A 13812-nucleotide genomic window follows, 5' to 3' on the forward strand; every position below is an offset into this window, starting at 1 on the left:
GGAACGATGAGCGACGACGCCGGCCTCCTCGACGAGGTCGCAGCCGAACTGCTCGTCCTGCCGCCCGCGCGATTCACCGCGGCCCGTAATGCGCGAGCCGCCGACGTGGCGGGACCGGTCGGTCGCCGCATCGCGCGACTGCGCAAACCCACGGTCGCCGCGTGGGCGGTCAACCTGCTCGTGCGCGACGGGCAGCTGGGCGAGGCCGTGGAGCTCTCCCGCGCTCTGCACGAGGCGCAGGACGACCTGGATGCCGCGGAACTCGCCCGCCTCGGACGTCAGCGGCGTCAGCTCGTCACCGCCCTCGCCCGGCGCGCGGGAGAGCTCGCCGCCGCGGAGGGCACGCCGCTGAGCGGCGCGATGGTCGACGCGGTGCAGAAGACCATCAACGCCGCCGTCGTCGATTCCACGGTCGCGGCGGCCGTACTGACGGGACGGCTCGTGGCGCCCGTCGACCTGGCCGATCTCGAGTCCGATGCCTTGGGGGCCGCGGTCGCCGGGTCGGTCCCCGGCGTGGTGCCCGCCGCCGGTCCGCGCGACGATCTCGCGGCCCGACGCGCGCGCAAAGCCGCCGAGCGGGCCGTGCGCGAAGCCGAGCGTGCGCGCGCCGAGGCCGATCGCGACCTGGCCGGCGCCGACAAGCGGCTGGACTCGGCGCGAGAGAAGGCCGATCGGGCGAACGAGCGGGTCGACGCGCTGCGCGCCGACCTCAAGCGGGCGGAGGCCGACGCCGCGGCCGCGGCCGCCGCGGTCGATGCGCGTGAGGGCGAGCGCGCCTTGGCCGTCGAGACCGCTCGGTCGGCGGCCCGAGCGCTCGAACGGGCGGAAGCTGCGAGCGATGATGGAGAGGGCGCATGAGCGAGTCCACGGTGACGGCGATCCTCGACGCCGCGCGTCGGCGCCTGACCGACGCCCCGCGCGAGCGCATCGGGGAACTGCAGGAGGGGCGGCGGTTGCTCGGCATCCCGCGTGCGGCGCGCATCGCGCAGCGCGGGACGGCGTGGCACCTCGGGGTGCTGCTCGTGATCGACGACGGCGTGCTCGCCACGGGCGACATCGTGCGCGCGCACGAAGAGGTGCGCCGCGGTTTCGCCGCCGAATCGCAACGCCGCCGCGCCGAGCTGTCGGCGGCGGCGGCGCGCGGCGGAGTGCCCGAGGGTGAGACGGTGCACATCGGGTGGCACCCCATCGACCTCGCCGCCCTCGATGCGGCATCGAGCCCCCTCGCCGTCCGCGGGGGAGAGGCGCTCGTGCGCTGGAGCGCGGCCGGGGGATACCAGCCGCTCGCCCGATACCTCGAGGAGCGCATCGAGCTGTTGCGTCATCCACCCGAGCGCGCGTGACGCCCCGCGCATAGTCGGGGGTTCGCCGGGTGTCAACTCTCGCGTCCCCGGTCTGTTCCGCGAGCGACGCTGGTCTATCGTGAGCGACGTGCAGCAGGTATGGCCAGGATCCAGTTATCCCCTCGGGGCCACTTACGACGGTAACGGGACGAACTTCGCCCTGTTCAGTGAAGGAGCGGAGCGCGTCGAGCTCTGCTTCTTCGAAGAAGACGGAACGGAGACGCGCTTCGAGCTCGTGGACGTCGACGCGTTCGTGTGGCACGGCTACCTCCCCAACATCCAGCCCGGACAGCGGTACGGCTACCGCGTGCACGGGGAGTACGACCCGGCCAGCGGCAAGCGCTACAACGCGAGCAAGCTCCTGCTCGACCCGTACGCCAAAGCCGTCGAGGGGCAGATCGACTGGGGCCAGCCGGTCTTCAGCTACGAATTCGGCGACCCCGACTCGTTCAACGACGAGGACTCCGCCCCGCACATGATGAAGGGCGTGGTCGTCAACCCGTTCTTCGACTGGTCGGGCGATCGCCAGCCCAAGATCCCGTACGCCGAGAGCTTCATCTACGAGGCCCACGTGCGCGGTCTCACCCAGCTGCACCCCGACGTGCCCGAGGAACTGCGCGGCACCTACGCCGGCATCGCGCACCCGGCCGTCATCGACCACCTGAAGAAGCTCGGCATCACCGCCATCGAGCTCATGCCGGTGCACCAGTTCGTCAACGACTCCACTCTGGAAGAGAAGGGTCTGTCGAACTACTGGGGCTACAACACCATCGCGTTCCTCGCTCCGCAGAACACCTACTCCTCGACCGGTGACCACGGTCAGCAGGTGCAGGAGTTCAAGGCCATGGTCAAGGCACTGCACGCGGCGGGCATCGAGGTCATCCTCGACGTGGTCTACAACCACACCGCCGAGGGCAACCACATGGGCCCCACCCTCTCGATGCGCGGCATCGACAACGAGGCCTACTACCGCCTCGAAGACGACGACAAGCGCTACTACACCGACTACACCGGCACCGGCAACAGCATGAACGTGGGCAACCCCCACACGCTGCAGCTGATCATGGACTCGCTGCGCTACTGGGTACTCGAGATGCACGTCGACGGCTTCCGCTTCGACCTCGCCTCGACTCTCGCTCGCGAGTTCTACGAGGTCGACAAGCTCGCCACCTTCTTCGAGCTCGTGCAGCAGGATCCGGTGGTCTCGCAGGTCAAGCTGATCGCCGAGCCGTGGGACGTGGGCCCCGGCGGGTACCAGGTCGGGAACTTCCCGCCCCAGTGGACCGAGTGGAACGGCAAGTACCGCGACACCGTCCGCGACTTCTGGCGCGGCGAGCCGCAGGCCCTCGCGGAGTTCGCCTCGCGCCTCACAGGTTCGGCCGACCTGTACGAGCACTCCGGTCGGTTCCCGGTGGCATCCATCAACTTCGTCACCGCGCACGACGGCTTCACGCTCCGCGACCTCGTGTCGTACAACGAGAAGCACAACGACGCCAACGGCGAAGACAACAACGACGGCGAATCGCACAACCGCTCGAGCAACATGGGCGTCGAGGGGTCGACCGACGACCCCGATGTGTTGAAGCGTCGCGCGCAGCAGCAGCGCAACTTCATCGCGACGCTTCTGCTGAGCCAGGGTGTGCCCATGCTGCTGCACGGCGACGAGCTCGGTCGCACGCAGGGCGGCAACAACAACGGGTACGCCCAGGACAACGAGATCACGTGGGTGGACTGGTCGAACATCGACACCCCGCTCATCGAGTTCACCGCCGCCCTCGCGCGTCTGCGTAAGCAGCACCCCACCTTCCGACGCAGCCGGTTCTTCGACGGCCGCCCCGTGAAGATGGAGGAAGGCGCTCCCATCCCCGACGTGGTGTGGCTGCGTCCTGACGGCTCACTCATGCAGCCCGAGGACTGGGACAACGGCTTCGGGCTCGCGGTCGGCGTGTTCCTCAACGGCCAGGGGATCCGCGAGCGCGACCGTCGCGGCGAGTCGATCAGCGACGACCACTTCCTCGTGCTCTTCAACGCGGGTGACGACAAAGTCGACTTCCGGCTTCCCGACTTCGAGTACGCCCCCAAGTGGGACGCCTACGTCGACACGGCGGGCGAGCGGGCCAACACCGAGCCGCTCAACCCCGGCGAGACGCTGCCGCTGGAGCCCAAGTCGCTCATGGTGCTGCGCGAGCACCACCTTCCCGAGCCCGAGATCGACCACTCGGTCGCGGCCTCGCTCACGGCGCAGATCCAGGTCATCGGCAACGACGACCTGCCAGGTCAAGCACCCAAGCCGGAGCTGTGAGCGACATGCGGCATCCGCTTTCGACCTACCGCCTGCAGATCCGCGAATCGTTCACCCTCGACGACGCCGCCGAGGTCACGGGATATCTCCGTGACCTCGGGGTCTCGTGGGCGTACCTCTCGCCGATCCTCGAGGCCACCCCCGGCTCCGACCACGGCTACGACGTCGTCGACGTCACGCGCGTCGATCCCGCCCGCGGAGGTGCGGAGGGTCTCGACCGCTTCGCCGCCGCGGCGCGCGCCGAAGGGCTCGGCATCCTGATCGACATCGTGCCCAACCACATGGGCGTCTCGGAGCCGCGCTCGAACGCCTGGTGGTGGGACGTGCTGCGTCAGGGGCGCGCCTCGGCGCACGCGACCGCCTTCGACATCGACTGGGAGTTCGGTGGCGGCAAGGTGCGCGTGCCGGTGCTCGGCGACCACCTCGACGCGGTCATCGACGAGATCTCGTACGACCCCACACCGGCCGACGACGCCCCCGACGGGCTCATCCGGTACTACGACCACGCCTTCCCGGTCGCACCGGGAACGGGGACGGATGCCGCGGCCTCGGGCTCGCGCGATGCCATCGAGGCGCTGCTCGACGCGCAGAACTTCGAGCTGCGGTTCTGGCAGGACGAGGCGGCCGAGCTCAACTACCGCCGTTTCTTCGCCGTCACGACCCTCGCGGGCGTGCGCGTCGAACGGCCCGAGGTGTTCCAGGCGACCCACGCCGAGATCCTCCGCTGGGTGCGCGAGGGCCTCGCCGACGGCCTGCGCGTGGACCACCCCGACGGCCTCGTCGACCCGGGCGGCTACCTCGACCAGCTCGCGGCCGCTCTCTCCGAGGCCGGCGGCCCGGATGCCGGGTACGTGCTCGTGGAGAAGATCCTCGAGCACGGCGAAGCCCTGCCCTCGTGGTGGAAGACGGCCGGGACCACCGGATACGACGCCCTCGCCGAGATCGACCGCGTGCTCACCGACCCCGCCGGAGAGGCGGCGCTCGACGCCCTCGATGCGCGACTGCGTACCGCCAGCGATCTCGCACCGCTGACCGGCTGGCACGACCTCATCCACGACACCAAGCGAAAGATCGCCGACTCCATCCAGGTGTCGGAGATCCGCCGGATCGTGCGCGGCCTTCCCGCGCCGCTCCGCGAGGAGTTCGAGGTCGAGGTGCTGCAGGACGCCCTGGCCGAGATCCTCGCGTGCTTCCCGACCTACCGCTCGTACCTCCCCGCCGGTCGCGCGCACCTCGACGCCGCCGCGGGCGAGGCCGAGGTGCGCCGCCCCGAGCTGGGGGACGTGATCGAGAAGCTCGTGCCCGCACTCGCCGACACCGCGCTCGAGATCGCCTGGCGTTTCCAGCAGACCACCGGGCCCGTGATGGCGAAGGGCGTCGAAGACACGGCGTTCTACCGCTTCACGCGTCTCGGCTCGCTCACCGAGGTGGGCGGCGACCCCGGGCAGTTCTCGCTCGACGTCGCCGGCTTCCACGCGGCGCAGGCCGCGCGGCACGCCTCGTGGCCGACCGCGATGACGACGCTCTCGACCCACGACACCAAGCGCGGCGAGGACACGCGTGCCCGCATCGCGGTGCTCGCCGAGATCCCCGAGCGCTGGGCCGAGGTGCTCGAGGAGTTCCGCGGCATCGCCTCGACCGGGCACGGGCCCTTCGACGCCCTGCTGTGGCAGGCCATCGTCGGAGCGTGGCCCGCCACGGCGTCCACGCGTCACGGGCTGTCGGAGTACCGCGAGCGTCTGCACGCGTACGCCGAGAAGGCCGCGCGCGAGGCGTCGGAGGTCACCGGCTGGTGGGAGCAGGACGAGGCCTTCGAGGAGCGCATGCACGCCCTGGTCGACGCGGCCACCGGTCGCGCTGCCGACCGCGTGCGCGCGTTCGTCGACGAGATCTCGGCCGCGGGCTGGTCGAACGGCCTCTCGGCCAAGCTGCTGCAGCTCCTCGGCGCGGGTGTGCCCGACGTGTACCAGGGCTCGGAGCTGTGGGAGCAGTCGCTCGTCGACCCCGACAACCGCCGCGCGGTGGACTTCGCCGAGCGTCGCCGACTGCTCGCCTCGATCGACGCCGAGGGTGCCGCAAGCCCCGCGGTCGATGAGACGGGCGCGGCCAAGCTGCTCGTGACCTCGCGCGCCCTGCGCGTGCGGCGCGAGAAGCCCCTCGACGTGTACCGGGCGCTCGAGGCCGCGGGAGTGGCATCCGATCACGTCGTCGCCCTGGACCGCGGCGGAGTGTTCGCCGTGGCGACCCGTCTGCCGTGGGGCCTGGCCGAGCGCGGAGGCTGGGGCGACACCGTGTTGCTGCTGCCCGAGACGCCGGTCACCGACGTGCTGACCGGCCGCGAGTTCCCCGGCGGCCCCACCCCTCTGTCGGCCCTGCTCGCGACGTACCCCGTCGCCCTCCTGGTCCGCTGACCTCCCGCGTGAGGCGCCGAGAATCGTCGCCTCACGCGCCCCCGAAGCGACACTTCTTGGCACCTCACGCGTAAGGAACGACCTCATGAGCATTGCCGTCTGGGCACCGAAGAGCACGCGGGTGCGGCTGCGCCGGCTCGACGACAGCGGCGACACCGTCGTCGAGGACATCGAGATGGCGGCCGGTGACGGCGGCTGGTGGACGGCTCCGACGCGCCTCGCCGACGGCGAACGCTACGGCTTCGTGCTGGGCGACGGCGACGACCTGCGTCCCGACCCGCGCTCGCGCCGCCAGCCCGGCGGCGTGCACGAGGCCTCGGCGTGGTTCGACCCGTCGGTCTACACGTGGAACGACACCGCCTGGACGGGCAAGCAGCTCGCGGGCGGCCTGATCTACGAGCTGCACCTGGGGACGTTCACCCCCGAGGGGACCCTGGATGCCGCGATCGGCCGCCTCGAGCACCTCGTCGACCTGGGGGTGACCCACGTCGAGCTGCTGCCCGTCAACGGCTTCAACGGCACCTGGAACTGGGGATACGACGGGGTGCTCTGGTACACCGTGCACGAGGCCTACGGCGGACCCGAGGCGTACCAGCGCTTCGTCGACGCGGCTCACGCGGCGGGGCTCGCCGTCATCCAGGACGTCGTCTACAACCACCTCGGCCCCTCGGGCAACTACCTGCCCGAGTTCGGCGAGTACCTGCGCGAGGGCAGCCGCAACACGTGGGGCGACTCGGTCAACCTCGACGAGGACGCGGTCCGCTCCTACATCGTCGAGAACGCCCTGATGTGGATGAGTGACTACCACGTCGACGGCCTGCGCCTGGATGCCGTGCACGCGCTGCTCGATCACCGCCCGGTGCACGTGCTGCAGGAGATCGCCGAGCGCACCGACGCCCTGTCGGCGCACCGCGGCCTGCCGCTCACGACCATCGCCGAGAGCGACATGAACGACCCGAAGCTGATCCTGCCGCGCGAGGCCGGGGGCTACGGCCTCACCGCGCAGTGGTCGGACGACTGGCACCACACCGCGCACGTCGCGCTGACCGGCGAGACCATCGGGTACTACGAGGACTTCGCGGCGCTCGACGCGTTCGAGAAGGTCTCGGAGGGCGGCTTCTTCCACGACGGCAGCTACTCCACCTTCCGCGAGGAGAAGCACGGTCACCCCATTCCGGATGCCGTGCCCAACTGGCGCCTGGTCACCTTCGCCCAGGACCACGACCAGATCGGCAACCGGGCCGCCGGCGCCCGGCTGTCGCAGTCGCTGCCCTACGACCGCCTCGCGGCGGCCGCCGTGCTGACGCTGACGGCGCCCGGCACGCCCATGCTGTTCATGGGCGAGGAGTGGGGCGCGACCACCCCGTGGCAGTTCTTCACCTCGCACCCCGAGCCCGAGCTCGGCAAGGCCACCGCCGAGGGGCGCATCGCCGAGTTCGAGAAGATGGGCTGGGACGAATCCACCGTCCCCGACCCGCAGGACCCGTCGACCTTCGAGAACTCGAACCTCGACTGGGACGAGGTCGGCGAGGGCGATCACGCGCAGCTGCTGGGCCTGTACCGCGAGCTGGCGAAACTGCGCCGCGAGCGTCCCGAGCTCACCGACCCCTCCCGCGAGGGACTGTCGGCGTCGACCCGCGAGGCGTCGGGCGGTCGCGTCTACGAGCTGCGGCGCCACGACCTCTCGGTGATCGTGAACCTGTCCGAAGTCGAGATCACGGCATCCGTGGCCCGCGAGGCCCGCGTGCTGCTCGCGACGACCGAGGGCGTGGTGCTCGACCGCGACACGCTGACGGTGCCCGCGGGAGCCAGCGCGATCGTCGCCCCCGCGCGGTAAGACACCACGACGGCCCCATCCCCGCGCGGGATGGGGCCGTCATCGTGCGCGGCTCAGACCTCGAGCGAGCTGCGTCCCGTGTGCCCGGGCGGGAGGCCGGAGCGGTCCACGCGGAGGCGCACCGCCGACGCCACGGCCGCGGTGTCAGTCGATGCTCGGGCGCAGCAGTCGCATGCCGCTCACGGCCACCGGCACCAGCAGCACGACGACGGCCACGATGATCGCGGTGATTCCGATCGGCGTGCTCTGCGGGGAGCCCGTGAAGCGCTCGACCGCGAGCCAGCCGAGACCCCAGGCCAGGGCCAGGGCCGGGGCCACGCGCCAGGAGCTGCGCCACGCGATGGCGAGTCCGATGAGGGCCACCACGATCAGAACGGTGATGCCGATGGCATCCGCCCCCTGCTCCCAGCTGGGCGGGACGACGGTGGTGAGCCAGGCGGCCGTGTTCGCGACGGTGGCGAGGGTGACCCAGCCCAGGTGAAGGCCCGTGACACCGTCGATCAGCACCGAATCGACCACTCCGCCGCGGGGCTCGCGCGTGGCGACGGCGACGCGGAAGGTCCACCCGAGGGCGGCGAGCAGCAGCACGATCACGACGACCGTGAGGAACAGCGTGCCGAAGCGCGCGGTGACCAGCCACAGCCCGTTCAGCGTCATGGTGAGGGCGATGAGCCAGCCGAGCGCCCGCTGGCGCGGATTCGCGCGCTGTCGGGGGAGGGCCTGCCAGATCGCGTAGACGATCAGTCCGAGGTAGATGAGCGACCAGATCGAGAAGGCGGGGCCGGCGGGGGCGAGATACGAACCGTCGGTGTCGAGTGCGCCGCCCTGCTGGTCCTCGACGGCGGAGTTGCCGAAGGCTCCGGCTCCGATGACCGCCGCGATGAGCATGAACGACAGCGCGGAGAGGACGACGATCTGGCGTGCGAGGTCGACCCCGCGTGATGGTGTGGAGGCGTTCATGTCTAGAAGACTAGATAAGCTAGCGAGTTTTACGCATCGGGCTTGACATCACGGCATCCGGTATCGACGCGGGGCGGCACGGCCCGACCGCGCGGAACGGGATGCCGAGGAGCTCGGGTGCGGCCCGGTCAGGCCGAGACGACGCGGGCGGCGAAGGAACGCAGCAGCCGGGTGGGCTGCTCGACCGAGGCGGTGCGCACGTGCGCCGAGACCTCGTCGAAGGCGTCGGCGTCGAAATAGCCCGCATCGCGGTAGACGACCATGCGCGCCACGAAAGCGTCGGCCGTGGGCTCGGGGTGGAACTGCGTCGCCCACAGCCCCGCACCCGCGCGGTAGGCCTGCACGGGGCAGGCGTCGTTCTCGGCGAGCAGAGTGGCGGTGGGCGGCACGCTCGCGGTGCCCTCTTTGTGGGCGGTCAAGGCCTCGAACCGCGGACTCAGGATGCCGAAGAGTTCGTCGTCGCGACCGGCCGCGGTCAGGGTGATGTCGGTCGGTCCGGTGCCCTCGGGGTGCATCAGCGTGACCTCCCCGCCGAGCAGGCGCGTGACCACTCCGATGCCGAAGCAGGTGAACAGCGCGTTCGTGCGCCCCTCGATCGCCGTCGCGGCCAGACGCTCGAGGTCGCCTTCGAGCCGGCGCTGCGCGTCGGTCTTGTCGGGGTCGGTGACGTTGAAGGGGCTGCCGCCCACGACCACGGCAGCGAAGCGGTCGAGGTCGTCGGGAAGGGGATGACGCACCAGGTCGTGGTGGATGAGGTCGTCGTCGCCGACGCCCAGGCCGTCGCGGAACGACGCCCACTCGGCCGCAGCCGCCGTGCGCTGCGGCCGGGCGCAGACGTAGAGCAGGCGTGCGGTCATCCCGAAATTGTATGCGGGTGAGTGCGCGGCGGGCAGGCCCTGGACATACGGCGACACGCGATCGCGCCGCCCGCCCGGGTCAGCCGCCGACCGGGGCCGACGACGACGTGACGGGTCGGGTCAGTGCGGGCACCGCGTCGACCCGGATCCGCACGCGGTCGCCGGGCGTGAGACGCACCTCGGCGGGGTGCTGCACGTGCACGCCCGTCCCGTCGTCCACGCGCAGCATCGAGCGCCGCATGCTCCCGAGGAACGTGCTGGATTCGACGACCGCGTCGACGCCGGAGTCGCCGGGCGCCACCACGCGCACGTTCTCGGGGCGCACGAACACCTCGCACGGGCCGTCGGGGGCGGGGGCGAGCAGCGGCAGCTGCTGACCCCAGACCGACACCGTCCCCGCGGAGACGATCCCGGGCACCACGCTCGACGCTCCCACGAACGCCGCGACCTCGGCGCCGGCGGGCCGCGAGTAGAGGTCTTCGGGGCTCCCCACCTGCAGGATGCGACCGGCGCCCATCACGGCGACCCGGTCCGACACCGCCAGGGCCTCCTCCTGGTCGTGCGTGACGAAGACGGTCGTGGTGCCCAACCGCAGCTGGATGCGGCGGATCTCGTCGCGCAGCTGCACCCGCACCTTGGCGTCGAGGGCCGAGAGGGGCTCGTCGAGCAGCAGCACACGCGGCTCGGTCACCAGAGCGCGGGCGAGGGCCACGCGCTGCTGCTGACCGCCCGAGAGCTGGTGGGCGTATCGATCGCCGAGGTGGCCGAGCCCGACGAGGTCGAGGGCATCGCTCGCGCGCCGGCGGGCCTCGGTCGCGCCGACCCCGCGGCGGCGCAGTCCGAACGCCGTGTTGTCGAGCACCCGCAGGTGCGGGAACAGGGAGTACGACTGGAACACCATGCCGATGTCGCGCTTGTTCGTGGGCACGCGCGACACGTCGCGCCCGCCGATGCGCACCTCGCCGTTGTCGGCGTGCTCGAGTCCCGCGAGCACGCGCAGCGCCGTGGTCTTGCCGCAGCCCGAGGGCCCGAGCAGCGAGACGAACTCCCCGGGGGCGACGTCGAGGTCGACGCCGTGCAGCACGCGGGTGGATCCGTACTCCTTGACGACGCCGCGCAGTTCGACCCCCGCGCGGGTGCCGGTGGCGAGGGTGCTCGCGGCGGCGTCGGGGAGCGTCCGGATGGGGGTGTCGGCGGCGGTCATGGGGTCTTCCTTCCGGCGCCGATGCGTCCGACGCGGCCGATGACGAGGAGCAGCACGAACGCGAACGCCAGTGCGAGCAGGGTGAAGATGGCGGCGACCCAGCCGTCTTGCTTGTTGACGACCACGAGGGCCGTCTGCAGGGTCTGACGGTTCAGCAGCGAGGCGATCGTGAACTCGCCCAGCACCACCGCCACCGAGATGAGCGCGGCGGCGAGCAGGCCCTGCCGCAGATTCGGCACGATCACGCGCAGCAGCACGGAACCCCAGCCGGCGCCGAGGGTGCGCGCGGCCTCGGCGAGGGTCGTGACGTCGATGGCGTCGATCGAGGCCTGGATCGAGCGGTAGGCGAAGGGGAGCACGAGGATGCCGTACGCGAAGGCGAGCGTCCAGGCCCCGGTCCCGAGAGTGCGACCTATCTGCAGATAGATGGGGGTCAGCCCCACCACGAGCACGATCGCGGGCAGCGAGATCGGCAGCAGGGCGACGAACTCGAAGACGCGTCGCAGGCGCGGGAACGCGAGCGCCACCAGCACCATGGTCGGGGTGAACAGCCCCACCACCAGCAGCACGGTCACCCCCGCGAGGAGCAGGGAGTTGCCGAGGCCCGTCCAGACGGGGCGGTACTTGGCGGCGTTGGCGGGGTCGAACAGGCCGGCCCACCGGTCGAGAGAGAGGCCCGAGCCGCCCGGCAGCGGGGTCAGGGTGAAGAGCACCGTGGCCACGAAGGGGACGGCGAACACCACGCCGACGACGAGGCCGATGATCACGCGCACCGCGCGCGGGGGAGCGAGGGGGTTCACGACTGCCACCTCGCCGCGCGACGCTGGACGAGCGAGTACAGCGCCATGGCGATGGCCACGACCACGATCATGCCGAGCGCGAGGGCGCCCGCGAGGTTCTCGCGCCCGAGGACCGTCTCGCTGGTCAACGCGGTGCGGATCTGCAGCGGGACGATCTGCGACCCCTGGCTGGCGAGGGCGGCGGCGGTCGCGTACGACGAGAAGGCGTTGGCGAACAGCAGCAGCAGGCTCGCCAGGAACGAGGGGGCGAGCACCGGCATCCCCACGTGTCGCCAGAAGCCGGCGCGGGTTCCGCCGAGGGCCAGGTGCGCCTCCACCCACTGCGGCCTCAGCGCGGCGAGGGCGGGCATGAACGTGATGATCATGAGCGGCACCTGGAAGATGAGGTAGGCCAGCGCGACGCCCGGCAGGTCGTACAACCACACGCCGTTCTCGTAGAACGCGATGCCGGTCAGCTGCCGCACGAACACCGTCACCACTCCCTGCGCCCCGATCGCGGCGATCAGCACGAAGGCGAGCATGACGCCGCCGAACTGGGCGAGGACTCCGGATGCCGCGTCGACGGCCGTGCGGATCGCCCCCGTCTCGGGGAGCCCCAGCAGGGCCAGGCACACCAGCGCTCCCACGATCGCCCCCACGATCGCGGTGACGAGCGACAGCGCCGCAGAGTTGACGAAGGTGGTCACCACCAGCGGGTCGCCCAGAGCGGCGAGGTTGGCGAGGGTGAACGCCCCGTCGCCGTCGACGAACCCCGACGCCACGGCGAGCACCGTGGGCAGGGCCAGGAGCAGCGCGACATAGGCGACGAAGGGGAGCAGCCCCAGCCAGGCCCAGCTGCGGCGCGCCGCACCCCGCGGCGCCGGAGCGGAGGGCTCCGGCGCCGCGGGGGCGACGACCTGGTGAAGGACGGTCACTGCAGCGCCGTCGCCCACTTCTGCCCGAGCGTCTCGCCGGCGGCCGTGGACTGCGCCTCGGTGGGCACGACGGTGTCGTCGGGGGCGGCGGGCAGGGCTGCGGCGAGGGTCGCGTCGATCGTGCCGGCCGAGGTCATGGCCTCCATGCGGGCCGGACGCGCGCCGCCCTTGAGCCACAGGTTCTGCACGTCGTCGCTGTACAGGAACTCCTGCCACAGACGCGCTGCGGCCGGGTTCGGCGCATCCTTGTTGATGGCCTGGTTGTAGTAGCCGGCGTAACCGGTGCCGGGGAGCACGACGGTCTTCCAGGTGGGAACGGCCGAGGCCTGGGCGGCGTTGAGGTAGTCCCAGTCGAAGACGACCGGGGTCTCGCCGCTGGCGATGGTGGCGTCGGTCGGGTCGACCTTGAGGAAGTTCCCGGCGGCGTTGAGCTGCCCGAAGAAGTCGATGCCGGGCGTGAAGTCGTCGAGCGTTCCCTTCTGCTGAACCGTCGCCAGGCCGACGGCCGCGAAGGCCGAGCCCGCCTGCGTCGGGTCGCCGTTGATGGCCACGGCGCCCTTGTAGGCCGGCTTGAGCAGGTCGCTCAGCTGGCTGGGCGCGGGGAAGCGGGCGGAGTCGTAGCCGACCGACATGTACCCGCCGTAGTCGCCGACGAACAGGCCCGAGCTCTCTTTGAGCGCGTCGGGGATCTCGTCAAAGGTCGCGACCTTGTAGGCGGCGAAGGAGTCGGTGTTCTGCAGGGCGACGGCGAGACCGAGGTCGAAGACGTCGGGGGCGGTGTCGAGGCCCTGGTTGGCCGTGGCCGCCTGGATCTCCTCGGCGCTGGACACGTCGGGCGACTGCTCGTTGATCGTGATCTCGGGGTACCGCTCGGCGAACAGGTCGAGGATCTCGCCGTAGTTGGCCCACGTGCGCGGCAGCGCGATGACGTTGAGCTGGCCCTCGGCCTTCGCGGCCGCCTCGAGGTCGGTGAGGGTTCCGAAATCGGCGAGGCTCGTGGCCGTGGCGGCGTCGACGCCACCCTCGGACGAGGAGGCGGAGCTGCCGCCGGCGCACCCGGCGAGCGATAGAGCCGCGACGGTGACGAGGGCGATACCGGCGATGGACCGGCCGGGGGAAAGGCGCGGGAATGACATGGATTTCCTCTCGTGTCTCTCGGGGGATCGACGGGGACGCCGATACGA

At 71.2% G+C, this 13812-nt stretch carries 11 protein-coding genes; 5 read left to right on the forward strand and 6 right to left on the reverse strand.

Annotated features, from left to right (window positions below; genetic code table 11):
* Window positions 1-6: 6 nt before the first annotated feature.
* The 5 genes from IFU19_RS07865 to treZ all read left to right on the forward strand — a co-directional run bounded on the left by IFU19_RS07865 (window position 7) and on the right by treZ (window position 7893).
* Entirely contained in the window at window positions 7-858 is an 852-nt protein-coding gene (locus IFU19_RS07865) for a transposase (RefSeq protein ID WP_192013387.1), read from the forward strand.
* The gene (locus IFU19_RS07870) at window positions 855-1343 is read left to right on the forward strand and encodes a glutaminase (RefSeq protein WP_192013388.1); all 489 of its coding nucleotides are present in this window, start codon (window positions 855-857) and stop codon (window positions 1341-1343) included. The genes IFU19_RS07865 and IFU19_RS07870 overlap by 4 nt, the downstream gene beginning before the upstream one ends.
* Before the next feature lie 79 nt (window positions 1344-1422).
* Window positions 1423-3645 carry a glycogen debranching protein GlgX gene (glgX, locus tag IFU19_RS07875; RefSeq protein ID WP_235561570.1) on the forward strand — a complete coding sequence of 741 codons (2223 nt, stop codon included), beginning with the start codon at window positions 1423-1425 and terminating at the stop codon, window positions 3643-3645.
* Window positions 3646-3650: 5 nt separating this feature from the next.
* Entirely contained in the window at window positions 3651-6056 is a 2406-nt protein-coding gene (gene treY, locus IFU19_RS07880; RefSeq protein ID WP_192013389.1) for a malto-oligosyltrehalose synthase, read from the forward strand.
* Window positions 6057-6141: 85 nt separating this feature from the next.
* On the forward strand, window positions 6142-7893 hold the full coding sequence (gene treZ / locus IFU19_RS07885; RefSeq protein ID WP_192013390.1) for a malto-oligosyltrehalose trehalohydrolase: 1752 nt from the start codon (window positions 6142-6144) through the stop codon (window positions 7891-7893).
* A 144-nt stretch (window positions 7894-8037) separates the two neighbouring features.
* On the opposite strand, the gene IFU19_RS07890 is transcribed toward treZ, so the two are convergent.
* The 6 genes from IFU19_RS07890 to IFU19_RS07915 form a co-directional block, all read right to left on the reverse strand.
* The gene (locus IFU19_RS07890; RefSeq protein ID WP_192013391.1) at window positions 8038-8853 is read right to left on the reverse strand and encodes a tryptophan-rich sensory protein; all 816 of its coding nucleotides are present in this window, start codon (window positions 8851-8853) and stop codon (window positions 8038-8040) included.
* 128 nt (window positions 8854-8981) lie between these two features.
* Entirely contained in the window at window positions 8982-9710 is a 729-nt protein-coding gene (locus tag IFU19_RS07895; protein WP_055835801.1) for a glutamine amidotransferase-related protein, read from the reverse strand.
* 79 nt (window positions 9711-9789) lie between these two features.
* Window positions 9790-10914 (reverse strand): ABC transporter ATP-binding protein, encoded by a 1125-nt coding sequence (locus tag IFU19_RS07900; RefSeq protein ID WP_192013392.1) that lies wholly within the window; start codon window positions 10912-10914, stop codon window positions 9790-9792.
* On the reverse strand, window positions 10911-11714 hold the full coding sequence (locus IFU19_RS07905; protein ID WP_055833479.1) for an ABC transporter permease: 804 nt from the start codon (window positions 11712-11714) through the stop codon (window positions 10911-10913). Before IFU19_RS07905 ends, IFU19_RS07900 begins: the two co-directional genes overlap by 4 nt.
* Window positions 11711-12628 (reverse strand): ABC transporter permease subunit, encoded by a 918-nt coding sequence (locus IFU19_RS07910; RefSeq protein WP_192013393.1) that lies wholly within the window; start codon window positions 12626-12628, stop codon window positions 11711-11713. Before IFU19_RS07910 ends, IFU19_RS07905 begins: the two co-directional genes overlap by 4 nt.
* Complete coding sequence (locus tag IFU19_RS07915; protein WP_055833486.1) at window positions 12625-13764, reverse strand: ABC transporter substrate-binding protein; 1140 nt, start codon at window positions 13762-13764, stop codon at window positions 12625-12627. Before IFU19_RS07915 ends, IFU19_RS07910 begins: the two co-directional genes overlap by 4 nt.
* Between the last annotated feature and the right edge of the window lie 48 nt (window positions 13765-13812).

The sequence above is a fragment of the Microbacterium sp. CFBP 8794 genome (assembly GCF_014841235.1).
Classification (GTDB): Bacteria; Actinomycetota; Actinomycetes; order Actinomycetales; family Microbacteriaceae; genus Microbacterium.

Coding starts and splice junctions, on each gene's coding strand:
- IFU19_RS07865 (WP_192013387.1), top strand. CDS start 7: ATGAGCGACGACGCCGGCCTCCTCGACGAGGTCGCAGCCGAACTGCTC.
- IFU19_RS07870 (WP_192013388.1), top strand. CDS start 855: ATGAGCGAGTCCACGGTGACGGCGATCCTCGACGCCGCGCGTCGGCGC.
- treY (WP_192013389.1), top strand. CDS start 3,651: ATGCGGCATCCGCTTTCGACCTACCGCCTGCAGATCCGCGAATCGTTC.
- treZ (WP_192013390.1), top strand. CDS start 6,142: ATGAGCATTGCCGTCTGGGCACCGAAGAGCACGCGGGTGCGGCTGCGC.
- IFU19_RS07890 (WP_192013391.1), bottom strand. CDS start 8,853: ATGAACGCCTCCACACCATCACGCGGGGTCGACCTCGCACGCCAGATC.
- IFU19_RS07895 (WP_055835801.1), bottom strand. CDS start 9,710: ATGACCGCACGCCTGCTCTACGTCTGCGCCCGGCCGCAGCGCACGGCG.
- IFU19_RS07900 (WP_192013392.1), bottom strand. CDS start 10,914: ATGACCGCCGCCGACACCCCCATCCGGACGCTCCCCGACGCCGCCGCG.
- IFU19_RS07915 (WP_055833486.1), bottom strand. CDS start 13,764: ATGTCATTCCCGCGCCTTTCCCCCGGCCGGTCCATCGCCGGTATCGCC.